The sequence below is a fragment of the Brasilonema sp. UFV-L1 genome (assembly GCF_012912105.1).
Taxonomy (GTDB): Bacteria; Cyanobacteriota; Cyanobacteriia; order Cyanobacteriales; family Nostocaceae; genus Brasilonema.
In genome coordinates this window covers 1-22,497 of the sequence record NZ_QMEA01000001.1, presented here as the reverse complement: position 1 = coordinate 22,497, position 22,497 = coordinate 1, and the positions used below count along the sequence as shown (strand labels likewise).

General features: G+C 42.1%; 15 protein-coding genes, 1 tRNA gene and 2 pseudogenes. 3 read left to right on the top strand and 15 right to left on the bottom strand.

The window, feature by feature from the left end; genetic code table 11:
• Positions 1-401 precede the first annotated feature (401 nt).
• The 3 genes from glcD to DP117_RS00080 form a co-directional block, all read right to left on the bottom strand.
• The gene (gene glcD / locus DP117_RS00090) at positions 402-1,880 is read right to left on the bottom strand and encodes a glycolate oxidase subunit GlcD (protein ID WP_169216306.1); all 1,479 of its coding nucleotides are present in this window, start codon (positions 1,878-1,880) and stop codon (positions 402-404) included.
• 558 nt (positions 1,881-2,438) lie between these two features.
• Positions 2,439-2,585, bottom strand: coding sequence for an NAD(P)-binding protein (locus DP117_RS00085; RefSeq protein ID WP_169216304.1), 147 nt, complete (start codon positions 2,583-2,585; stop codon positions 2,439-2,441).
• Positions 2,586-2,610: 25 nt separating this feature from the next.
• Positions 2,611-3,474 (bottom strand): GNAT family N-acetyltransferase, encoded by an 864-nt coding sequence (locus DP117_RS00080; protein WP_169216302.1) that lies wholly within the window; start codon positions 3,472-3,474, stop codon positions 2,611-2,613.
• Between the two features lie 530 nt (positions 3,475-4,004).
• On the opposite strand from DP117_RS00080, the pseudogene DP117_RS00075 reads away from it, so the two are divergent.
• Positions 4,005-4,574 (top strand): annotated as a pseudogene (locus DP117_RS00075) (transposase); the annotation flags it as partial.
• Positions 4,575-4,705: 131 nt separating this feature from the next.
• A pseudogene (locus tag DP117_RS00070) lies at positions 4,706-5,002 on the top strand (IS701 family transposase); the annotation flags it as partial.
• A gap of 59 nt (positions 5,003-5,061) precedes the next feature.
• On the opposite strand, the gene DP117_RS00065 reads toward DP117_RS00070, so the two are convergent.
• The 10 genes from DP117_RS00065 to DP117_RS00020 all read right to left on the bottom strand — a co-directional run bounded on the left by DP117_RS00065 (position 5,062) and on the right by DP117_RS00020 (position 18,091).
• Positions 5,062-6,666, bottom strand: coding sequence for an MDR family MFS transporter (locus tag DP117_RS00065; RefSeq protein ID WP_339381101.1), 1,605 nt, complete (start codon positions 6,664-6,666; stop codon positions 5,062-5,064).
• Between the two features lie 237 nt (positions 6,667-6,903).
• The gene (locus DP117_RS00060; RefSeq protein ID WP_169216301.1) at positions 6,904-7,509 is read right to left on the bottom strand and encodes a hypothetical protein; all 606 of its coding nucleotides are present in this window, start codon (positions 7,507-7,509) and stop codon (positions 6,904-6,906) included.
• Positions 7,510-7,822: 313 nt separating this feature from the next.
• On the bottom strand, positions 7,823-9,100 hold the full coding sequence (locus tag DP117_RS00055) for an MFS transporter (RefSeq protein ID WP_169216300.1): 1,278 nt from the start codon (positions 9,098-9,100) through the stop codon (positions 7,823-7,825).
• A gap of 283 nt (positions 9,101-9,383) precedes the next feature.
• Positions 9,384-11,612 (bottom strand): photosystem I core protein PsaB, encoded by a 2,229-nt coding sequence (gene psaB, locus DP117_RS00050; RefSeq protein ID WP_169216299.1) that lies wholly within the window; start codon positions 11,610-11,612, stop codon positions 9,384-9,386.
• A gap of 1,107 nt (positions 11,613-12,719) precedes the next feature.
• Positions 12,720-13,073, bottom strand: a complete 354-nt coding sequence (locus tag DP117_RS00045) for a DUF1257 domain-containing protein (protein ID WP_169216298.1) — start codon at positions 13,071-13,073, stop codon at positions 12,720-12,722.
• Between the two features lie 572 nt (positions 13,074-13,645).
• On the bottom strand, positions 13,646-13,846 hold the full coding sequence (locus tag DP117_RS00040) for a chlorophyll a/b-binding protein (RefSeq protein WP_169216297.1): 201 nt from the start codon (positions 13,844-13,846) through the stop codon (positions 13,646-13,648).
• A 247-nt stretch (positions 13,847-14,093) separates the two neighbouring features.
• Positions 14,094-15,617, bottom strand: a complete 1,524-nt coding sequence (locus tag DP117_RS00035) for an HlyD family secretion protein (RefSeq protein ID WP_169216296.1) — start codon at positions 15,615-15,617, stop codon at positions 14,094-14,096.
• A gap of 126 nt (positions 15,618-15,743) precedes the next feature.
• On the bottom strand, positions 15,744-16,211 hold the full coding sequence (locus DP117_RS00030; protein ID WP_169216295.1) for a MarR family transcriptional regulator: 468 nt from the start codon (positions 16,209-16,211) through the stop codon (positions 15,744-15,746).
• Positions 16,212-16,454: 243 nt separating this feature from the next.
• Positions 16,455-17,492, bottom strand: a complete 1,038-nt coding sequence (locus tag DP117_RS00025; protein ID WP_339381100.1) for a transposase — start codon at positions 17,490-17,492, stop codon at positions 16,455-16,457.
• Positions 17,489-18,091, bottom strand: coding sequence for a hypothetical protein (locus DP117_RS00020; RefSeq protein WP_211175835.1), 603 nt, complete (start codon positions 18,089-18,091; stop codon positions 17,489-17,491). Before DP117_RS00020 ends, DP117_RS00025 begins: the two co-directional genes overlap by 4 nt.
• A 333-nt stretch (positions 18,092-18,424) precedes the next feature.
• Between DP117_RS00020 and DP117_RS00015 the strand changes: the two genes are divergently transcribed.
• A tRNA-Arg gene (locus tag DP117_RS00015) sits at positions 18,425-18,497 on the top strand.
• Positions 18,498-18,627: 130 nt separating this feature from the next.
• On the opposite strand, the gene DP117_RS00010 is transcribed toward DP117_RS00015, so the two are convergent.
• Both DP117_RS00010 and DP117_RS00005 read right to left on the bottom strand, forming a co-directional pair.
• Positions 18,628-21,432 (bottom strand): pitrilysin family protein, encoded by a 2,805-nt coding sequence (locus tag DP117_RS00010; protein WP_169216293.1) that lies wholly within the window; start codon positions 21,430-21,432, stop codon positions 18,628-18,630.
• A gap of 150 nt (positions 21,433-21,582) precedes the next feature.
• Positions 21,583-22,185, bottom strand: coding sequence for a Uma2 family endonuclease (locus tag DP117_RS00005; protein WP_169216292.1), 603 nt, complete (start codon positions 22,183-22,185; stop codon positions 21,583-21,585).
• Positions 22,186-22,497 lie beyond the last annotated feature (312 nt).

Here is a 22,497-nt window from a genome sequence, read left to right as displayed (position 1 = left end):
CGATACTCGTATTTATCGCTATTTTGTGACTTACAAAAAATATAACCAATGTCCTTATATTGAGGAAACCCTGCCAATAGGAAGCTAAGTTCCATTTACAGGAGATATAAGAGTTTACTAAAAATAATTTTTAATATTTCTTTATTTCCTTATATTTCTTATTTTTGCACATATGATATGAAGAAAAAAATAGTCCTTCTCATAAATTTTATAATTTTTAACGTTTTTTTCAACAGGCATAGGCAAGCTTTGTTTATTTGTCTGTAAACTTTACATCAAGCGACGCAATGACGGTAAATATTTTTGTCCAGCTACTTAGTTGTGGCTCTTAAGAGCGTATGATTCCACATTCCGCACCCTGAAGTGTCACATATTGTATCAGTAGCTAAAGACAGTTATCGCTAAAATCTTTCGACTCCCTCAAACTTTTTAGCAATCTCACCCATAACATTTGCAGCTTCACCACAAGTGCGCGGTGTAGGGAAAATCTTGCCTGGATTTGCCAAACCTCTGGGATTAAAAACTTGCCGTACCCATTGCATCGTTTCTAAATCAGTAGCAGTGAACATTTCTGGCATATAGCATTTTTTATCTGCACCAATACCATGTTCTCCAGAAATACTACCACCAACTTTCACGCATAGCTTCAGAATTTCTCCGCCGACTTCTTCTACCTTTTCTAATTCGCCAGGAATGGAATTATCAAACAAAATCAATGGGTGAAGATTACCATCTCCAGCATGAAATACGTTAGCAATTCGATACCCATATTTTTGACTCAATGCTTCAATTTCTCCCAGTACATAGGGTAACTGAGTACGAGGAATCACACCATCTTGAACATAATAATCTGGGCTGACATGACCTGCTGCAGCAAAAGCAGCTTTTCTCCCTTTCCAAAGTTTTAAGCGCGTTTCTGGCTCACTTGCAGTTGTGATATTACGCGCACCATTCTTTTTACAAATTTCCGCAATCCGCTGTTTATTTGCTGCAACTTCTACTGCCAAACCGTCAATTTCTACGATTAAAATAGCAACAGCATCGCGAGGATAACAATTTGTTGCTACCACATCTTCAACAGCATTGATGCTGAGGTTATCCATAATTTCCATACCACCAGGAATAATCCCCGCACTGATGATATCGGAAACACTTGCACCGGCTGCTTCAATACTTGTAAAATCTGCTAAAAGGACGCAAATAGATTCAGCACTTTTAAGAATTCGTAGAGTAATTTCTGTGGCAATTCCGAGCGTCCCTTCAGAACCAACAAACAAACCTGTTAAGTCATACCCTGGCATTTCAGGAATTTGTCCTCCGACATCAACAATTGAACCATCAGGAAGGACGAGTTTCAATCCCAAAACGTGGTTTGTTGTGACACCGTATTTGAGACAATGTACTCCGCCAGAATTTTCTGCTACGTTACCACCAATTGAGCAAATGATTTGGCTAGAAGGATCTGGAGCGTAGTAAAATCCGGCACCACTTACAGTTTGTGTCACCCAACTATTAATGACTCCTGGCTGGACAGTGACTTGCTGATTTTCTAAATCAACCTTAAGTATTTGTCGCATTAAAGAAGTGACAATCAAGACGCAATTTTCAACTGGTAACGCCCCACCAGATAAACCCGTACCAGAACCACGTGCAATGAAGGGGACAGAGTGGCGATCGCATATCTTCACAACCTCTGCAACTTGTTCTGTTGTCCTCGGTAAGACAACCACAGCCGGACGTTGGCGATAGCTAGTCAGCCCATCGCACTCGTATGTAATGAGTTCTTCGCGGCGTTGTACCACGCCATTTTTGCCAACGACAGCCTCAAATTGTTTGAGGATGGGTTTCCAGTTGCGTTGTTGTTTATCTTGAGTGAGCATAGGTGGTTTTGTCCAAGGGAGATAACTACTTTGCCGACTCCCTAAAAGATGCAGCGACACATACGAAGTCAGCTACAGTCGGTGCTAATACTTTATATCTTATCTGGCTCTACTCCCATTTTTCGCAATCTGGCAGCAATTTGCAATCACATTTTGCTCTTGAGAACTTGACACAGTAACTTACATAGATATAGTATATCGACATTAAAGTACAGTAAAAATATTTAATAACCGTACTTTTGGACAAAGCAAAGTAGTCTGTGTTTTTTAGGACTTACGTACGCGCTAAGAAAGAGAGCAAGTTGTAATTGTTTCCCTATGACTATGGCTAATACCACGGCGATCGCTGCAATTCGCAGCGTCTTTGTGCCTCCTATGTTCTTCGGACACGCTGCATGAACGTGAGAACTTGCTCTTCGGCAAGAGCCGTGCTGCACTGCGAGGGAGATACGGCATGCTATCCGAGTGTTTGTAATGACTCAGCTACGTTGTTCATGCTTAAGTTCTGTTTCTATTAGCGTGGCTTCCACCTGATTTGGTTTTTACGTTGAAAGGGTGCTACCTCACAGTCTGCATTTGATATTGCGCTTTCCATACGTGAACATCAAACCCCTGTTTTTGTAATGCTACAGCAGTCGCTAAACCGCCAAGTTTAGCACCGATAATGGCAATTTTCTCGACAATAGGTTTAAATAATTTCTCCATTTGAGCTTTTTGTAATGATACTTACCTAACCAACTTCTAAACTTGTCACAGCAAATACACGATTTATAGGCAAGTTAGGAATTTCTTTATTGTACATCCGAGCGACTTCAGAGACTGGCTTCATCGCGTAACGTTGAGCCAGCTTAATCGCTTCTGGATTAGCATCTGGCACATCAAGAAACACCCTCGCATCAGAACCAAAAGCAAGCAAGGCGAGTAAGAGTTGCTCGGCAATCTGTTCATCGTCAGCATTCAACGGTCCAATCCGGAAACCTATGTGGCTTTGGCGGATGACTCCATAACCAACAACATGCCCATCTCTAACAACCCCTAAGGCAGCACTGTTTGGTTGGTTTATCCAAAGTCGTAGGAACTGGTTGCGCTCAGCCGGAAAAAGCTCTTGATTATAAGCAACTAACTTCTCAAAAGGCACAGTTTTGAGTTCTACAATGCCGGACGGCGCAACGCCTGAGCCTACAGCCTGATAACGAATATGACGGTAGGTGATTTGAAAACCTGATTTCTGGTAGTTCTCCAGTTGAGCAATCTCTCCATCTATGCTAATGTTACGCTCAGTACCAAGATATGCCATTGCTGCCCTCCACATTTTCATGCCAAAACCCCGCCCACGAAACTGCGGTTTGACAATATAAAAGCCAATAACGGCAAAGTGCTTAGAGTAAGCAACAGCGGAAATACTTGCCACAAGTTCATTGTTCAACTCCCCTACGAAAAAACCGCATTGATCAGCTTGGTAAAAACATTCAGCATCATAAGTTCCTGGATTCCAGCCTTCAACTGCTGCCCAATCAATTACCAAATCTAATTCTGACCTCCTCATTGGTCGAACGGTAAAATTGTCCATTGTCATTGGTATTATCGTGGTCATAACATCTTTGTACTTCCATATTATTGTGGAGTGATCGCATTTACTCACTACTCCTGTATCTATATAAATAGCCAAGTGGTGTGTAGAGAATTTTGTAATACGCTAAATAGCTGGAATGCTACAAATTTCCGGCGGTGAAGTTGGCAGAATTGGGAATTGGGCATAACTCCTAACTAACACATTTTAAAACCCTTATAGAGCAAAGCTTTTAGCCAAACAAAAAATGTGTTTGTTTCATTCGTTGCTAGCGGCGAAAAAACGCGGCTAGTTGGGCGCTCATATCTTGCAGTTCTGTGTAGAAAATTGTATAAACCAAAAATATGTGCGATAAAGCTACATTATTTTTATTGATTTTTCTGGCTAGATAAAGGACTTTTGGTTTAATACTGAGTAACGAAGTACCATCAATTTTTCTTGGTGCAAGATGTGAGCATACGTATGTTGACCCCTAATGGGACTTAAACAAAACAAAAGAGGAAAAAAGGGTATAATGCTTTTTCAGCATAGCTTTCACGTCAAAGTAACTCCCAGTAACAACTCATCTATATGATGGGAGAAAAAGTTTACCATTAGATATAGAATTATACCAGCACGCCAATTCTTTGCCTGAAGGAAAACAAGACCCAGAATTTGAGAAAAAAACGGAATTAGCTATAAAGTTGATAGACCTCACTCTGAAGCGAGGATATAAACCGGGAATAGTGATTGTGGATGCTGGATATGGCAACAATACATCCTTCCTATTAGAGTTAGAGAATCGTCAATTAAAGTATTTAGGAGGATTAGCTAAAAACCGCAAAGTAACTGTTAATCAACAACCCAATAACAAACAAACACTAAGACTAGATGAATTAGCACAAACTTTACCCCAAGAGGCTTTTAGAGAAATCCAACTAAACTTAGATAAGCCCAGAATAGTATGGGTAGCAACTCTAGAAGTAGAGATATCACGTCTACAAGGAAAGCGAAGCATTGCCATCGTCATGAATGCTGCAACTTTCTCTCAAGCCACTGATATTGATTATTTTATCACCAATATCTCTTCATCACTTGTCACCGCAGAATGGATAGTTAATACCTATTCTCAAAGAAATTGGGTGACGCATTGTCCCCTAAAATCTTGCCAGCCTTTGTTTTGTTAATTCGTGGGAGAAGACGGGTACTCGTAGTAGTAAGGAAGCGAGCAAGGGGAGCCGCTACGCTAAGGCAAGATTTTTACGTGTAAGACCCCGTAGAAGTTTTTTATCGAGAAGCCAAGGGATGGTTGGGACTAAGAGAATACCAAGTCCGAGATAAAACTAGCCTAATGCGACATTTTATCTTGGTTTTTTGTGCCTATACTTTTATTCTTTGGCATCAGATGACTGGGGGGTTAAGACGAAGATGGGCGAACAAACCTTTGAAGACCTTTGCTGATGCTTTGTCAGCCTTTAGAACAGCTATGTCTTTTCGATTTGTTGATTGGTTGACTCTTAATCGTGACGTATTTGCTGCTTATAAAGCCAGTTTGGGCTTTATTTGGGCTTAATTTTTGTCTAAGTCCCAATAGATGCTTTGTCTCAACGATAAATATTCACGCCGAGCTACTTAATGAGCAACAGCACCACCTGTCACCTTAACTTTTTTGATAAACAAAACAGCAATACCGCTCAGTAACAAAGCAATTGCAATAAAATAGAAACAATCATTAAAAGCATTTACGAAAGCTTCACGACGTACTATATTATCAATGGCTTTGATTGCCCGGTCTTGTGCTGTACTCAAATCAGAACCACGGCTGACAAAATATTGAGTGAGTTGGTTAATTCTCTCTTGAGTTGCTGGATTATATAGAGATATTGATTCACCTAATCTATTGGAGTGAAATTGCTCTCTATTTGTTAACAGAGTCGCTAATGCTGCAATTCCTATAGAACCGCCCATATTACGCATCATATTAAATAAACCACTTGCTGATCCTGCATCTTTCTGACTCAAACCAGCAGTTGCAATGGAGGTTAGTGGTACCATAATGAGTGGTTGTCCCATTGCGCGAACAAGTTGTGACCATCGCAATTGATCTAGTCCCGTTTGATAAGTCATGCTTGAGTTCATAAATGCACTCACAGCAAATAACGACACACCCACACCAACCATCAAACGTACATCAATACGTTGCATCAATTTTGGGATGAAAGGAATGATAAATAATTGGGGAATTCCTGCCCAAATCAACACTTCACCAATTTGCAGAGCATTGTATCCTTGAATTTGAGCGAGATACAGCGGCAAGATATAAATAGAACCATACAATCCTATCCCTAGAGAGACATTTATAATACTTGCTAAACCAAAGTTCCGATATCGTAAAAGTCGCAAATTAATAAATGGCTGTTTGCGGGTTAATTCAATCCAGAAAAATATTGTTATGAAAATTGCCGCTAATATACTCAAGTACACAATTAAACTTGAACTAAACCAATCTTTGCGGCTACCTTCTTCTAAAACAACTTGCAAGGAAGCTAACCCAATTGCCATTGAAAGAATTCCCCACCAGTCGCCTTGTTTTAGCAATTGTAATTGTGGTCTTTCTTGCTTAATTCCATACCAAACTCCAGCAAGCATTAATATTCCTGGAACGACATTTATATAAAAGCTGTAATGCCAACTGAAGTTTTCTGTTAACCAACCTCCGAATGTCGGACCAATTGATGGTGCAAAAACTGCTGTAATCGCAAACGCAGCTAACCCAATTGCTTGCTTGGATGGAGGTAAAGTTGTGAGTACAACTGTCATAGCAGTCGGGATTAAAACTCCTCCTGTCAAGCCTTGTAAAGCGCGGAAAACAATCATAGAATTGAGATTCCACGACCAAGCACAGCATACAGAAAAAAAGATAAATAAGGCGGTGTTAACTAACAAATATCGTTTGAGGGAAAACACTCGCGACAACCATCCAGTTAAAGGAATGACCACAATTTCCGCCACCAAATAAGCAGTAGAAATCCAAGAACCTTCTTCTAGAGTCGCCGCCAAACTCGCCTGAATATCTTGTAGCGAAGAGTTGGTTATCTGAATATCCAGCACCGCCATGAATGCGCCCAGCATACTCGCCATAACGCCAATCCAGGTTTTCAGCGGTATTTGTTGATTGGTCGAAGATTGTGTAGAACCCTGACTCCCTTGATTGTCAACTGCATTTGTTTTAGCCACAGCAGTACTCCAGGTGTAGAAATAGAGATATATTTTTATTTTCAACTCTAAAGGTAAAAGAGTATAGACGAGAATTTTGAGGAAATATGTAAACTGAGAATAGAAAAGCTCCTCATTTACGAATTCTCATGACTATCTATCCAGAAATCTTCTCAGAAATCCTGCCAAATGCTGAGAATCTGTTAACTGAGGACGAGACACCTCTGCTGCAAAATACTCATAATATTGGAAATGACTTCATTCCAAAATTCCCACCAAAATCTTCATTAAATCTTCCAAATCATCGGGAATTCGATACAGCGAAATATCCTGAAAAATCTGCTGCTTTGTTTTTTCTAAGCGTCCAAAGCGCCAAGCATCACCAATTGTCACTGCACCGTAAAACACATCACCTTCTTCAACTTCGGAAATTGCGATGAGTTCTACTGCAAGCTGTGTAAATCCTCTTGTTAAATCATCATTTTTCGCTTCAACTACTAACAACCCTGGATGAAGTTTGAGAAAGTAATCTAAATTACCCTTTAGCCAGTTATTGACTGACAATGGGTACTCAATTCGCAGTTGACATTGACAATATCGAGCAACTTCCAGCAATGTCGGTGCTACAAGCGTCTCGCGTCGCGCAGTCTCGCTGCTTAAACTAACTAGTGGTAAAGACTCATCTATTCGCTGTCGCAATTCTTGCAAACGTTCTAAATGTCGAGCGCTACGTGGTAAATCAAGGCGTGTTTTCACCAAAGCATAGCCCAATTCCGCCAATATTTCGTCTGCCTCATAAGGCATCTCAAAATAGGAGCGAAATGTGTAGGATTGCCCCTCTTGCAAAATAAGACGGCGAGTCATGACTTTTGTGTTTGCGGCTACACATGAAAGTACAAAGTACTATTCAATTTTAGCGTTGTCATTCAAATTATCATCACACAGATACAGCGCCCATCTGTTCGGCACTGGTAATGCGAGTACTAAAATTACTAACAGCAGCTTACTGGAGTTGTCTTTACAACACTCCAGCAGTTATGCGATACGCTTTGCGTCAAGCCTCCGGCTTATGGCTAACAAGTCCTTGAACAAATCACGCTAGAGCAAATCTGCTCGTTGTCATCTTACAATTTTATTCTTGAAGCCATATTCTATGCAGCTTTATATTAAATTAGTATTAGCGTTTAGTACTCGTCAAAATACCCTTCTCTACATAAATTGAGCGAACCATTTGTCTTAAAGCTGGTAGTTGTCTTGAAAAAAAGATACAACCCAAAAGACAAGCAATACCATCAATAATTAATGTATTTGTAGCACCGATATGATTTGCTAATGCACCTCCTAACAAATTCCCAAAGGGTGTCATTCCTAAAAAGGACATAGTGAAAAAACTCATCACTCGTCCGCGTTTATCATCTTCAATAATTGTTTGTAAAACTGTGTTGCTTCCAGCAACCTGAATGATTGTTCCTAAACCAACCAACAGCATTGCTAGTAAAGAAAATGGTAGAAAGCGCGACAAGGCAAAAGCAATCAAACCACTTCCTATAAAAGCTGGTGCAAGAACAATTAATCTACCAAGTCCTACGACCGTTTGTCGTGTCGCTAAATAAATTCCACCAGAGAGTGCTCCAACTCCTGATGCTGCCATCAAAAAACCTAGAGTTTGTGCGCCACCTTTGAAAATTTCTTCTGCAAAAATTGGTACAAGTACTGTATATTGCATTCCCATCAGACTGACAAGAGCTGATAATAATAAGATGGCACGAATTGGTGGAAAGCCAAAAGTATACTCAAACCCCTCTTTAACTCTCTGCAATATATTTGTGTCAATCACTATAGTTTTCCACGGCTTCACTTTCATTGCTAGTAAAGCAAAAATGACAGCAATGTAGCTGAAACCGTCAATTAAAAAACAGTATGCACTACCAATACGAGCAATCAATAAACCTCCAATGGCTGGACCGATTAATCGCGCACCATTAAACATTGTCGAGTTGATAGCAATGGCATTTGCTAAATCGTCTTTGCGTTCCACTAATTCTGGTACAAATGCTTGTCTGGCAGGTGCATCAAAAGCATTGATAAATCCTTGAAACAAACTTAAGACAATAATGTGCCAAATATGAATCACGCCAGTTAGCGCCAGAAATGCTAATGTCAACGACTGAATCATTGACAGAATTTGTGTACTAATAATGGTGCGATAACGGGAAAAGCGATCAACAAATACTCCACCAAAGGGGGCAAGAAAAAAGCTGGGAATTTGACTAGAAAAGCCTACAAAACCCAGCATTAAGGGTGATTTTGTTAAGTCATAAACTAGCCAAATTGTGGCAATTTGCGTCATCCATGTCCCAATAAGCGAGATTCCTTGTCCGGCAAAAAACAGACGGTAGTTTCTTGACCTTAATGCCGGTAACAACAGACTCTTTTTAGTGGCTTGTGTATTCATTCAAGCTTAACTTTATACTAATTCAACAATATCTTTTCATAAATATCATGTAACATGACACTTAACCCCTCTCCATAGGTACAAAGGGATAAGCTGTTCCACATTTAGTTTGCAATAGCAGTATTATCTGGGTAATTCAGCACCGCAGTTTTTCAGTACAAGCGATGAAACGGGTAGAAGTTCCCCTGCGACACTGTTGATACACAGAGCAAAAAAAATTCCCCTCTGTACTATCCAGTTAGAGGGGAAAGCTAAAGGTCAGAAGATATCAAAATCAAAATTTTTAACCGAATTTACCAGCGTTTGCGGCAATGAGGAATGCTGCGTAGGTCAAGATATATCCAACTGTGAAGTGAGTCAGACCGACTAACCAACCTTGGACGATGGACAAAGCAACAGGCTTATCCTTCCAGCGCACTAAATTTGCCAATGGAGTGCGTTCGTGTGCCCAAACAAGAGTTTCAATCAACTCTTGCCAGTAACCTCTCCAAGCGATGAGGAACATGAAACCTGTCGCCCAAACTAGGTGTCCGAAGAGGAACATCCAATCCCAAACAGCTAGATTAGTTGTACCGAAGGGGTTGTACCCATTCATGACTTGAGCTGAGTTAGCCCAGAGATAATCGCGCAGCCAGCCCATAAGGTAGGTAGAAGATTCATTGAACTGAGCGATATTACCTTGCCAAATTGCTAAATGCTTCCAGTGCCAGTAGAAGGTAGTCCAACCAAGAAGGTTAAGCATCCAGAATATAGCAAGGAAAAAAGATTGTTCCCAAGAGGAGGTTTGACAGGTACCACCACGACCAGGACCGTCACAAGGGAAGGTGAAACCAAAATCCTTCTTGTCGGGCATTAACTTGGTAGCACGGGCATCCAACGCACCCTTCACACAAATGAGTGTCGTGGTATGCAAACCTAGAGCGATCGCGTGGTGAACTAAGAAATCGCCAGGACCAATGGTCAAAAACAGGGAGTTAGTACCGTTGTTAATCGCATCCAGCCAATTTGGTAGCCACACGTTTGCGTAGTTAGGCCAAGCAGTGTGTGCAATGCTATCTGGATTGGATAACAGTACATTCATGCCGTACAGTGCCTTACCGTGAGCAGCTTGGATAAACTGAGCAAACACTGGTTCAATCAGAATTTGCTTCTCAGGAGTTCCGAAAGCAACAACTACGTCGTTGTGGACATACAATCCCAGAGTGTGGAAGCCCAGGAAAAGAGAAACCCAACTCAGGTGAGAGATAATCGCTTCTTTGTGCTTTAGGACTCGCTCAAGTACGTTACCCTTATTTTGCTCTGGATCGTAGTCACGCACCCAGAAAATTCCAGCATGGGCGAAAGCACCAACCATAAAGAAACCAGCTAGGTACTGATGGTGAGTGTACAAACATGCCTGGGTTGTGTAGTCCTTAGCGATGAAGGCATAAGGAGGCAAAGCGTACATATGCTGCGCTACCAAGGAAAGAGCAGTACCTAGCGCTGCCAAGTGAATAGACAACTGGAAGTGCAGAGAGTTGTTGTAGGTGTCGTACAGCCCTTGGTGAGGCAGGTTGAATTGACCTTCAGTTTGGATACCAAAGAAGTTCTTGGCGTTAAGCATCTCTTTAATGCTGTGACCAATCCCAAAGTTGGTGCGGTATTGGTGACCGGCGATGATAAAGATGACTGCTATAGCCAAGTGGTGGTGTGCCATATCCGTCAGCCACAGCGATTCAGTCTGTGGATGGAAGCCACCCAAGAATGTCAGAATTGCGGTTCCTGCACCTTGAGATGTCCCGAACACATGGTTCGCTGTATCTGGGTTCGCAGCGTAGGCACCCCAATTACCAGAGAATAATGGTCCCAATCCCTGTGGATGTGGTAGAGTCGTCAGGAAGTTATTCCAGCCAACGTGAATACCACGAGATTCAGGGATTGCTACGTGAACCAAATGTCCTGCCCATGCTAGAGAGCTAACACCAAACAAACCTGCTAGGTGGTGGTTTAGACGGGGTTCTGCACTCTTAAACCAAGCTAAGCTAGGACGGTATTTGGGCTGCAAGTGCAGCCAACCAGCGAACAAGAACAATGCTGCTAACAGCAACAAGAACACTGAACCTATGTACAGGTCATTGTTCGTCCGCATACCAATGGTGTACCACCAGTGGTAAACACCAGAGTAAGCAATGTTTACTGGATAGTTAGCGCCGCCTTGGGTAAAAGCATCTATTGCTGGTTTCCCGAAGTGGGGGTCCCATATTGCATGGGCGATTGGGCGAATATGAACAGGATCTTGCATCCACTGTTCAAAGTTACCTTGCCAAGCTACGTGGAACAACAGGCTAGATGCCCACAGGAATATGATTGCCACGTGACCAAAGTGAGTCGCGAAAATCCTTTGGTAAAGATTTTCTTCAGTTATGCCATCATGACTTTCAAAATCATTTCCCATAGCCATCGCGTACCAAATCCGACGTGTTGTCGGATCCTGTGCGAGATCTTGGTTAAATTTAGGAAATTTTTTTGCCATGTATTTTACAAACATCCTCTCTAAACACTAATTCAGGTTGCTAGTTTTAATGAGCTAACAACACGATGCAATTGAAAAAACAGTCTTTTTCATACTATCTACCTTGCGTCTTTTCAAAATCCCTCCTAAAGTCAGAGACTTAAGTTACAAAAATCTGTGCTAATCAATACAACTATCGCTCGTCCACTTGACTCTCAGTCAATCACAAAGTTTTTTAAAAGCTTTACTACATAAGCATTCGAGCATTCGATTTAAACACTAGTTTCCCAAAAAACCACCTTTTAATAAGCATTTCAGCCGATGACATTAAGTGGTGTTCAGGCGATACGTTCAAGCGTCAAGCCGGAGGCTTATCGCCTGAACGTAAACGGTGTTAAACTCGTTTTTGAGTAGGGCTGAAACCCTTGTTTTTCTCTAGTTTTCTGAAAATTTGTGATTGACTGACTCTCCTTATTTGCCTAAGTCTACAGGAAGCAAGCCACTTGCATAGTCTTAGTTTTTCAATAAAAAACCACCACCAAATTGTCCAGTGGTGGTTGTTTTTAATTAGGGTGCCTATGTTAATTTATGACTGAATAGTAATTTCCCTTTTTTCCTCACAACATCTGCCAAACGAACTAGGCTAATATTAAGTTCATTTGTGATCATAAATACTCGATCCAGGAAAGCTTTAGCTCGTCTACAAATGATATTTACGAACTAGAGTGTTCTTATGATGTTAATGTCGTTCTTTGAGAAAAATCCTTTTAAAACTTTCTTTGCCTTTTGTCTAAGAAAGAATTTTATCAACAAAGGCAGAGGGAGCTCAAAGGATTTTCCCTTCTCCTGAATGCCTGGACCCTCTGGGTGACCAAAGGGAAGCCTTGCGGTTTAAGACCCCGTGGAAAAATCCTGTACAAAAGCAACAAACCTTTTATTTACTAGGTTTGAAAACGACGATTTCTCGCCCTTGGTTATCAAAAAGCGCGGGATTTCTCAATAATCTTGAGATTATTCCCAATAACCCCGCGCTTTTTGATAAGGTTTGTTGCTTTTGTATAGATAAATGCGTCCCCCACCAAAAATGATGAATGCTTATTTTGGAGGTCATGTGGAATGATAAAGCAATTAATTTTGCACCACTAACTTGACATTGGCATTTTGCAGACCAGATTGCTTGAGCTGGCTCAAGGTCTTGTTAACCGCGTACTTCTGATTGATGGAGTTAATGAGTTGAGCCTGGTTATGCTTTATGGCAACACCCGGCACGTCAGCAATGAAGTCAAAAGTTCCATCATCATTGCTACACCAGCCAATGTCACATTCGCCTTCAAGAACAGCAATGATGTCTGCATGAACTCGTTGACCGTTGACACCACGAACAGTACCGTCTGTAATCACACGAATGCCCAAGTCACGTAGCGTTGTCTTCAGGATTTCAGCATCAGTGAGTTTGGTGGGAAAACTACGAAAGTGAGACATAGTTATTTACTCCTTAAAAGTTTGAGATTCTTTGGCTCTCTCAAGTAGAGGTAACTCGGGTTTGTCCTACCCAACTCCTCAAGAAACTGAGGATGTCAATTTTTGGAGATGTTTATTCTTCAAACAAAAATCAGAGCAATTGATTGCTTCTTCAGTGAGAGCATAAGTGGGGTGTACAGTACATTTGAGACGAAAGTCGTTTGTAAAGAATCGACAGTCTGCACACTTGATTTGATGCAAACGCTTCAGATTGGCAATTCCAATGCGCGTAGACATCCATATAGACCGCAACAGAAGAAAAATTAATGCACAAATAGTGACAAAACAAAAAGGAGCTACAACAGGCTGTAAAGCCTGAATGAGGGAAGGAAATAGTTGAAACATAACGAGACTGATGCGATAGCTTTGCTTGCCTTACGAGCGCTTTGCGCACGCTACGCGCTTCGGCAGATCGCTTGATGTAAGAGTCTCATCAAATTTACGAAGAGGACACACAGATCGACAGACGCGCAGATGCGTCTTCTTCGTAAAATATCCCTTACACGCTTGCGCCATAGCGTGGAGGAAAAAGTCTAGCGAATCAGGTGGAGGACGTCACGAACCACGCTATAGCCAGCTAGATCCCAAAGCAGGTAAGCAAGGAATCCAATCATAGCGAAGCGCCCATTCCAAAGTTCAGCTTGGGGATTCCAGCCAAAAATAAAGTCATTACGGTCTACGCCATTGTAGGCTTTAGCAACAGGAGGTTTTTCAGTAGTAGGGTTGGTTTGCATTGTTAATACTCCTAAACAAATCTCAAAATCTCAACATCTGTTTGATATTTCGATAGTAATTAGCCTCGACACGAGAATGCCCTGTCTGTAGGTTTAAACAACACGCAACCTTAAGGACGATTCTCATTAGAAAAACTATGTATACAGAAACACAACACCACCACTTTGTACAAGAGACTTCAAACTTCGCTTGACAAACTACTAGTTTTCTTGCATGTTGAATTTTGAATTTCTTTATCCCGTCGTCCTACTTGACTTGCACGCTAACATCTGCAGACATTCCCGGTGTAATCCGCGATTCGTAACCTTTGATGCTTTGTTTGTCGAAAACAATTTTGACAGGAATACGCTGCACAATTTTCGTAAAGTTACCTGTGGCGTTATCGGGTGGTAAGAGGGCAAACTGTGCGCCGGAGGCTGGCGAAAGACTATCAACACGACCCTTAAAAGTATGATGAGGGAAAGCATCAAGCTTAATCTCCACTTCCTCTCCTGGCTTCATGTTTTCCAACTGGGTTTCTTTAAAGTTGGCGACTATCCAAGAATCATCATTCACAACTGACATCAAGGGTGTTCCTGCTTGTACCCGGTTACCAACTTCCACTGTTTTCTTTCCTATCCGTCCAGCTGCAGGAGCGGTAATGTTGGTGTAGGATAGCTGCAACTGCGCGTCTTTCAAAGATGCTTCCGCTTGAGCTATGGCTGCTTTTGCGGCTTCGTACTGGTTACGATTCACTGTTGTTTGTTCTCCGCCAGCAGTCGCTTGTTGCAACCCACCTTTGGATGCTGCTAGTTTTGCTTGGGCAGTTGCTACTCCTTCTTGTGCTTGTGCAAGTTGTGACTGTGCTTTGGCGACACCAACTCTGGCAGAAGTTAATCGCGCTTGCGCTTGGTTGACTTCTTGAATTGCAGCATCCTTTTGGGCAACAGCCACATCATACGCTGACTTAGCAGTGTCTAATTGTTGACGGGCAATTGCTCCCTGTTGATACAGGGTGTTGTAACGGTTGTAATCAGCTTGTGCTTTTTGTAAGTTGGCGTTTGCTTGTGCAACTTGTGCTTGTGCTGCGGGAATCCCGGCTTCTGCCTGTTTAACTTGCGCTTGTGCTGCAGGAATCCCAGCTTTTGCCTCTTGTACGGCTGCTTGTGCTGTGGAAATCGCTGCAACAGCAGCGCTAACATCTCCCTGTGCTTGGACTGTCTTAGCGTTAGTTGTTTCTGAAGCCAATTTAATATTTGCTTGCGCTGCTTGCGCCTGACGACGAGAATTTTCCAGCGCTGCTTCAGTTTGTTGCACTTTGCTTTGATAATCCTGTGGATCGAGTTTGATCAGCAATTGTCCTGGTTGGACTTGTTGATTATCATTCACCAAAACTTGACTGACGGTTCCAGCAATTTTACTACTCACTTGGTGTAGGTGTCCTGCAACTTGGGCATTGTCTGTCTCTTGGTGAGTGGAAGCATACTGCCACCAACGATAACCAAAACCTCCAGCAGCTACAGCACCCACACCTAATGCTGCCAAAATCAAAGCGATCTGTTTTTGGTGCTTTGGTGTTTCCGGCGGTTGGAGTTTGGCTTGTTTGTTCTCAGTCTCAGACTGAGTATGAACATCAGCTTCTGGTGTTGTTTGTGCTGGTAGAATTCTATTTGTAAGATTTTCTGATGTTAAAGCTTCTAAAGTCTTTATGTCTTGAACAAGTTCTTTCTCCAGAACTACTGTTTTGTGTCTGTTGTGTCCGTTGGAGTTGGTGTTGTTTGTGGATTCCATGATATTAGTCCTCAGTGTCGTTTTGAATTTATAAATATTTCGTGAAATATATTTAATCATCAATTATTTCGTATACGTAATATTTTTGAGAAAATCTATGCAAGCGCTTCATCCCGATGGGTGATTCTACGATAAGTTAGCTATTGCCTTGTTCAGAATTTGGGAAAATTGTTCTCGTTCAGCGTAGGAAACACCGTGCATGCTTTGCTCACGAATCTCTACGGCAATCGGTGGTAGGACTGTTTCGAGTTCTCTACCTGCATCTGTGAGCCAAATACGCCAGATGCGGCGATCGCGACAGTCACGTTCTCGACGAATCAAACCTCTTTCTTCCATTCTATCCAACACGCCAGTTAATGTACCTCCCACCTGTTGCAGCTTTTCTCCAATACTAGAAGTTGGTAAACCATCTTCCTCCCATAAACAGCAAAGCACAACCCAGTGAAAGGGCGTTAGTCCAAACGGTTCCAACCGTTCCGTAAATTTACGAGCAAGCAGTTGTGAGAGGAGTTTTATCCGGTAGCCTACACCATATGGCGCACGGACTTGCTGCCAGGACTCCAAATCTTGAGACTTATTAGATTTGTAAACCATCTATTCAAAAATTTAGCATACGTAATATTACTATACCATGACTCCTCAATCTGGCAAAGATTCATTGTCATTTTCTGATGAGCTCACCAAAAGTAACGAGAAGAAAAATTCTTCACGTTTCACATGGCTGCCTTATGCTCAAATAAATAGAGTGAATCGGCAACAGACTAACAAAAGCTATCACTAACACCATACTGTAGTCTGTTGCGTCAGCCATAACCAAAAAAAGTTTCTGGCTAATGACTAAACACTACTGGACAAAGAGTAGACTTGACCATCAATCAACAGTCGAGTGATTCCTTTTGCTTGTAGATGATAACGAGCCTTATGGAGCATTCTACTATCTGGAATTTTAATCACGCGATCGCGCTTGGTTGAAAACCGCTTTGCCACTCGGTGGTTATCGAACACTGGTAATGTTCTTTGTTGAGTTTCCAAGTTAGGAATTTGCCCTAAATCGCCAAATTCCCTGAGTGGACGAGTGATTAATTCCGAGGAGCGATCTATGACTAAATAGCAAGTTTTGGGCAAACTAGCTGCTGACAATGGTAAGACTCTGACTGAGGCATCACCAGATCTTGGTCTTGTGACAAAAGGTCGAGCGCTTTCAAAATCTTCTTCGTCTAAATATTCCTCATCATCATCCTCATCATCATCATCATCTTCCAAATCCTCCAAATCATCTGACTCATCTAGTAAGTCTTCGCCAAACATTTCCGCGATGACGTTAGCTTCTGGACGTGTATCTTCCAAAAGCGGACTGGGAATGCTGGTGGTTTCTGGAGGTTTTTGTTCTAGAAGTTCCAATTGCTCGGCGATTGGTTGCTCAGGACGCTGCACTCGAATTGGTAAACTTGGTTTTGTCGTAGCTGAAGAGCGGCGTTTAACTCGTCTGACAGCAGGAGTTGGCTCATCAATTTCCACAGGGTACAGATCCTGTGCTGCTACGACAACCGGTTCTTCTTGCGGCTGAACCTCAACAACACTTTGCTTAACAACAGGATATGCAACTTCTTGCTCTTGTGTCTGGTTTTCCTGTGGCTGGTTGCCAAATATAGGCACATTGTCATAATTAACCTGTGCCCTTCCTTCTGGAGTTCTCGCAGCACGCTTTAAAGACACAAGATATTCGTACTCATCTTCTGGCAAAGTACTTTTGAGTAAACGGCTAATCGTCGAGTTACTCACGTCATAACGCTCTGCCAAAGTTGAGGTCGTTTCGGCAGTTTCGCGGTATAGCTTGAGAATTTCTTGTTTATCTGATTCTGTTAGTTTTCTCACGGTAGACACCACAAACTTCTAAGATTTTGTTCCTGAGTTCTTTTACTGACACGTCGCGAACGGATGAATGATGCGTCACATTCCAGAACCGCATCCATGCCAAATAAAACTTCATTCCACACCCAAAATACCTCTAATATTCCACTTTGAGAGTTAGGAATCTTTGTGGCACATTGAAACCACATCACGCCTGTCCCTAGAAACAAATAAGTGCCTACTAAAAAGACATCACAAAGGAAAACGATAAGTTCTTCTTTCAGGATTATTTCTGTATCACAGACGAATATCTGTCCTAGGAAATATAAAAGCATACCTATACTAATGACTAACCAAACACTCAGACCACTGGCTATTTTTAAACTGCGCCAATTTCTTAAGCATAAGACACCTGCACCCAGATAAGCTATCGCTTCAAAAAAATATGTACCAACAACATACCAATCAGCATGCTTTTCTATGCCAAGCGAACCTGGGATTCTGGCACTCAATGGAAGAAAGTACAGAATCCCCAGCAAACTGCAACTTAGAATAGCTAAGACAATGCTTTGGCTAGAGAACATAGTTTTGGGACGGTGTAACTTGATGTCAGCGCTACTCATAGAACTTTACTGTATAAATGCACTCTAGCAGTTTTTTGGCAGAATAAGAGTTCACCGAACAGCTTTTCTTTTAAAAAATCAGTCCCGTCAATAAAAAAGACAACTGCTATGAGCTAAGACTACGGTTGACTCAATAGAGATTTATTTCGCCAACAGATGAAAAGTGTTCGTTCCTTTTTTTAAGCATATCCTTGGAAACCTTGCTTGCCTCTTACAATGACTAGGATCTTAGCTTTATCAAGGTGAAATCTGCAATAATTTTAGATTGCTATTTGCATAGGTTCACAGATATAATATATAAGCTGACTGTTTAACAAGCCAGTGCTTTTGTTTGGGTGCGTAACTCAGAGGATAGAGTAGCTGCCTTCTAAGCAGCGAGTCGCAGGTTCGAATCCTGCCGCACCCGTTTGATTTGTGGTTACGTCAAAATTATCATAGTCACTCCAATCTTAGAAGTCGTCAAACTCTAAGAAGATGTCCAAAACAAGAACTCAGTTATCAGTTAACTAATAACTGATAACTGATAACTGTTATAATTAAGCTCTAGGTCCAGCCGTGACAATAACTAGCTTATCTGGATGAATCAGTTCTTGAATTGTCTGCTGCACCTGATTTGGAGTGACTGCAGAAATCCGCTGAGGAAATTCTCGGATTTCTGCTGGAGAAAGACCGTAGACAGCATTTTCCAAAACCATGCTCGCTACGTTACTAGGATTCGCTAAGTCTACAGGGTAGCTGTTGGTGATTGAGCGTTTGGCGGTGTTTAATTCAGCTTCGGTGATTCCCTGCTCTCGCAACTGCTTAAGTAAAGCGAGGGTACTAGTAATAGCCTTCTGAGTATCCTTTGGAGCAGTCTGCATCTGAATTAAGAATGGACCAGGATTGATACCTGTGGCAAAGCCGCTGTAGATACCGTAAGTTAGACCTTGGCGATCGCGCACCTCAGTACCCAAACGACTAGATAAGGTATCACCACCTAAAATTTGGTTGAGTACCAAAGCAGAATAAAAACGAGAGTCTTTGCGTGAAATACCATTATAACCAATATAGGTCACAGCTTCCGTCTTACCAGGAATCACTGAACTCAACTGTTTAATTTTTTGTGGTAAAGACACTGTAGGTAAGTTCAAAGTCGGTGGCTGACCCTGACTTTGCCATTTTCCGAAAGCTTGATTGAATAGCGCTTTGACTTTAATTGGATCAAAGTCGCCAACAAGGGCGATCGTTGTCGTATCCGGGCGATAGTGTTCTTGGTAGAAACGAAGCACATCAGCACGAGAAATACTTTTTAAGCTTTCTTCTGTAGGAAAGCTATAAAACGGATGATTTTCTGGATAAATTGCTTGCTGGAATACCCGTCGTCCCAATCCGCGAGGATCATCAAGCTGTAATTTCAAACTTATCAAAGCCCTCTGACGACTAAGTTCTAACTGGTTCTCTGGGAAGGTAGCGTTTTGTACAACATCTGCCAGAGTTTGAATGAATACCGGCAGATTAGCAGATAGTCCACTTCCACCAATACTAACTCCTTCGCGACCAGCACTAAATCCCAAGCTGATTCCCTTATCCTCCAAAATTTTTGCTAAAGTTAGAGCATTTTTTGTCTGAGTTCCATTCATCAAATTGGTAGCAACGAAACTTGCAAGACCTGCTTTCTGATTACTATCAAATTCACTACCAGCATCAATCTGTCCACTGAGATTAACAGTGGGAACACTGCGATTAACCAGTAAGAAAACGCGCAACCCATTTTTGAGCATGAATTGCTCTGGTAACGGTTGTTGAGTCGAAGCAGTCGCTGATGTTGCAGGAGGCAGATATTTGGCAAGTTCTGCTGGATCGACAGGTTTACCAGGATTGAAGTTTTCTACAGTGCGACCAGAACCAGCACTGGAAGTTCCAGCTTTACCACTTGCTAGAGTTGGTTCAAACAAACCAATAGTTTGCTTAGCGGGATTAAGGTAAGTTTTCGCAACTTGCTGTATATCTGCTGGTGTTACCTTGGCAAGAGCTTTTAGATATCGTTCAACATAGCGATAATCCCCAGCGACAGTTTGATCATACCCCAGTTGTGTCGCCTGACTGGTGATGTCCTGATTACCGAGTATAAAAGAAGATTGCAGCTGTGTCTTTGCTCGATTCAATTGTTCTGTCGTGACTTGTTTGTATTGCAGTTGAGCCAGGGACTGTTGCAACACTTGGGCAATTTTCGAGAGTTGTTGACCTGGCGCTGCTGTCACATTAATTTCGTACCAACCTGCTTCGATAAGTTCAGAAGGACTTGCGCTGACTGAGCTTGCCAAACCTGATTCTACCAAAGCTTGGTAAAGCTGTGAGCTACGCCCGCCTGTGAGAATAGCATCCATAACATCAATTGCAGGGACATCTGGATGATTAATATTTGGTAAAGGATAAACAACCTGCAATAATGCAGCGCTTCCTGGCTCTTTCAAGACAATAGGCGATTTTTTAGCAGTAGAACTACCAGAAGAAAAAGAAGAAGTATTTTCTCTGTCTACTTTCTTGACTTCCCCTTGTTCTGTTATCTCCTTATCTTCTTTCGCCCGTTTTGGTAGCTTCCCAAAAGTCTGTTGAACAGTTTTCAGCACAGGTTCTGTGGCAAAATCTCCCGTAATCACGAGAGTCGCGTTATCAGGACTGTAATAAGTTTTGTAGTAGTTCCGTACTTGCTCTACCGTGAATTTCTCCACATCGGCTTTTGTACCACCTACAGGTAAACCATAACTTCGGTTTGGAAAAGCTGCTCGCATCACAGCCCGATTCAGGCGATAGTTTGGAGAATTTTCATATCCTTGTAACTCTGAGATGACGACGCGCTTCTCACTTGTCAGTTGTTGGGCTCCAATTAACGCGCTTTCCATGCGATCAGCTTCTAGGCTCAGCATTGCTTCTAATTTGTCGCGCTGCACTGTACCAAAATAAGCTGTTTCATCATAACTCGTAAAAGCATTAAACTGACTGCCCAAAGCACTAAACAATCGACCAAACTGTACTGGACGATCAGTGGTTCCTTTGAACATCAAATGTTCTAGCTGGTGAGAAATACCATTTTCTCCTGCTTTCTCATTGCGCGAACCAACTCGATACCACACCTGCGCACTCACGACAGGTGCAGTGTGAACTTCCTTGGTTAGCACTGTTAAACCATTTTTCAAAACCGTTTTACGTACTCCCTGAGTCAGAGCAATATTAGACACAGGTGTTACTGCCGTTTGTGTGACAGCATTGCTGAAATAGTCTACTGACAGGACTCCACTGAAAATTAAGCCCAGAAAAAAACTCACTAGAATAAATGGACGCAATTTAGAGAAAAAAGGCATGGTAGGTTACATAAGAAATCAACGATGTGGTGTCAATAACTATATGTTACAAAAATGCAATTGTGACCGAACTCTCAGATGAGGCAAAGCTCAAGATGGAGGTGTTACAAAGTCTCCTTAAGCGTATCCTCCTACAATTGAGACAATGATTCACCAGATTTTTGTCATCCGCAAGACAAATCCTGGTAACTCTGGATCGCCGCTCACTGTTTCGGGATTATCCAAGATTTCCAGTTCTTGATTGGGGCGGTAGATGTAGACTTTTCGGTTTTTGCGGTCAATCAACAAGCCCAGTGAGGCACCGTTGTTAATATATTCCTGCATCTTGTTTTGCAATCCACTAAGAGTATCGCTAGAAGACCGTAATTCAATCACGAAGTCTGGACAAATCGGTGCAAATGAGGATTTTTGTTCTTCAGTTAAAGCATTCCAGCGCTCTAGTTTAATCCACGAGGCGTCCGGGGAGCGAGTTGCCCCATTCGGCAGGGTAAAGCCTGCACTGGAGTCAAACGTTTCACCTGTGCCATCTTGCTCTGCCCAGTTCGCAAGTTGCTGAAAAATTTTACCGTTGCGATTACCTGTATCTGAAAAAGCTGGTGGCATAATGATCACTTCCCCACTGGCAGTACGCTCAATTCTCAAATCGCTATTGGCTAAACAGAATTCGTAGAATTGTTCAACACTCATCGATTTGATCGCAGGAAGATTGATCGTCAGTGGGATGTTTTGGGTTTGAATTAGCAGGGTCGTCATTGTTTTTCCTCAGTTGGTGTAGGCGTGAAGTAGTGACAAAATACCCTGAGCTTATCTGCTCCTAGTTTTAGCAACTGAAGCGATCGTACACTCAATCAACGCTTCATCAGTTAGATCGCTTTAAACATTCCTGACAATCAATGCGATCGCCACTAAAGCTCTATATTGAACAGTTCTTGTTGGGGGTAGGGTGTAGGGTGTAGGGTGTAGGGTACGAATTGGATGGGGATTCAAACCCCAACCAATTCGGAGCACCGTATAGACGGTGGGGTTTTAAACCCCCACAGCCGGGTGGGATGTACAAAACATGAG

Coding starts and splice junctions, on each gene's coding strand:
- glcD (WP_169216306.1), bottom strand. CDS start 1,880: ATGCTCACTCAAGATAAACAACAACGCAACTGGAAACCCATCCTCAAA.
- DP117_RS00085 (WP_169216304.1), bottom strand. CDS start 2,585: ATGGAGAAATTATTTAAACCTATTGTCGAGAAAATTGCCATTATCGGT.
- DP117_RS00080 (WP_169216302.1), bottom strand. CDS start 3,474: ATGACCACGATAATACCAATGACAATGGACAATTTTACCGTTCGACCA.
- DP117_RS00060 (WP_169216301.1), bottom strand. CDS start 7,509: ATGACTCGCCGTCTTATTTTGCAAGAGGGGCAATCCTACACATTTCGC.
- DP117_RS00055 (WP_169216300.1), bottom strand. CDS start 9,100: ATGAATACACAAGCCACTAAAAAGAGTCTGTTGTTACCGGCATTAAGG.
- psaB (WP_169216299.1), bottom strand. CDS start 11,612: ATGGCAAAAAAATTTCCTAAATTTAACCAAGATCTCGCACAGGATCCG.
- DP117_RS00045 (WP_169216298.1), bottom strand. CDS start 13,073: ATGTCTCACTTTCGTAGTTTTCCCACCAAACTCACTGATGCTGAAATC.
- DP117_RS00040 (WP_169216297.1), bottom strand. CDS start 13,846: ATGCAAACCAACCCTACTACTGAAAAACCTCCTGTTGCTAAAGCCTAC.
- DP117_RS00035 (WP_169216296.1), bottom strand. CDS start 15,617: ATGGAATCCACAAACAACACCAACTCCAACGGACACAACAGACACAAA.
- DP117_RS00030 (WP_169216295.1), bottom strand. CDS start 16,211: ATGGTTTACAAATCTAATAAGTCTCAAGATTTGGAGTCCTGGCAGCAA.
- DP117_RS00020 (WP_211175835.1), bottom strand. CDS start 18,091: ATGAGTAGCGCTGACATCAAGTTACACCGTCCCAAAACTATGTTCTCT.
- DP117_RS00010 (WP_169216293.1), bottom strand. CDS start 21,432: ATGCCTTTTTTCTCTAAATTGCGTCCATTTATTCTAGTGAGTTTTTTT.
- DP117_RS00005 (WP_169216292.1), bottom strand. CDS start 22,185: ATGACGACCCTGCTAATTCAAACCCAAAACATCCCACTGACGATCAAT.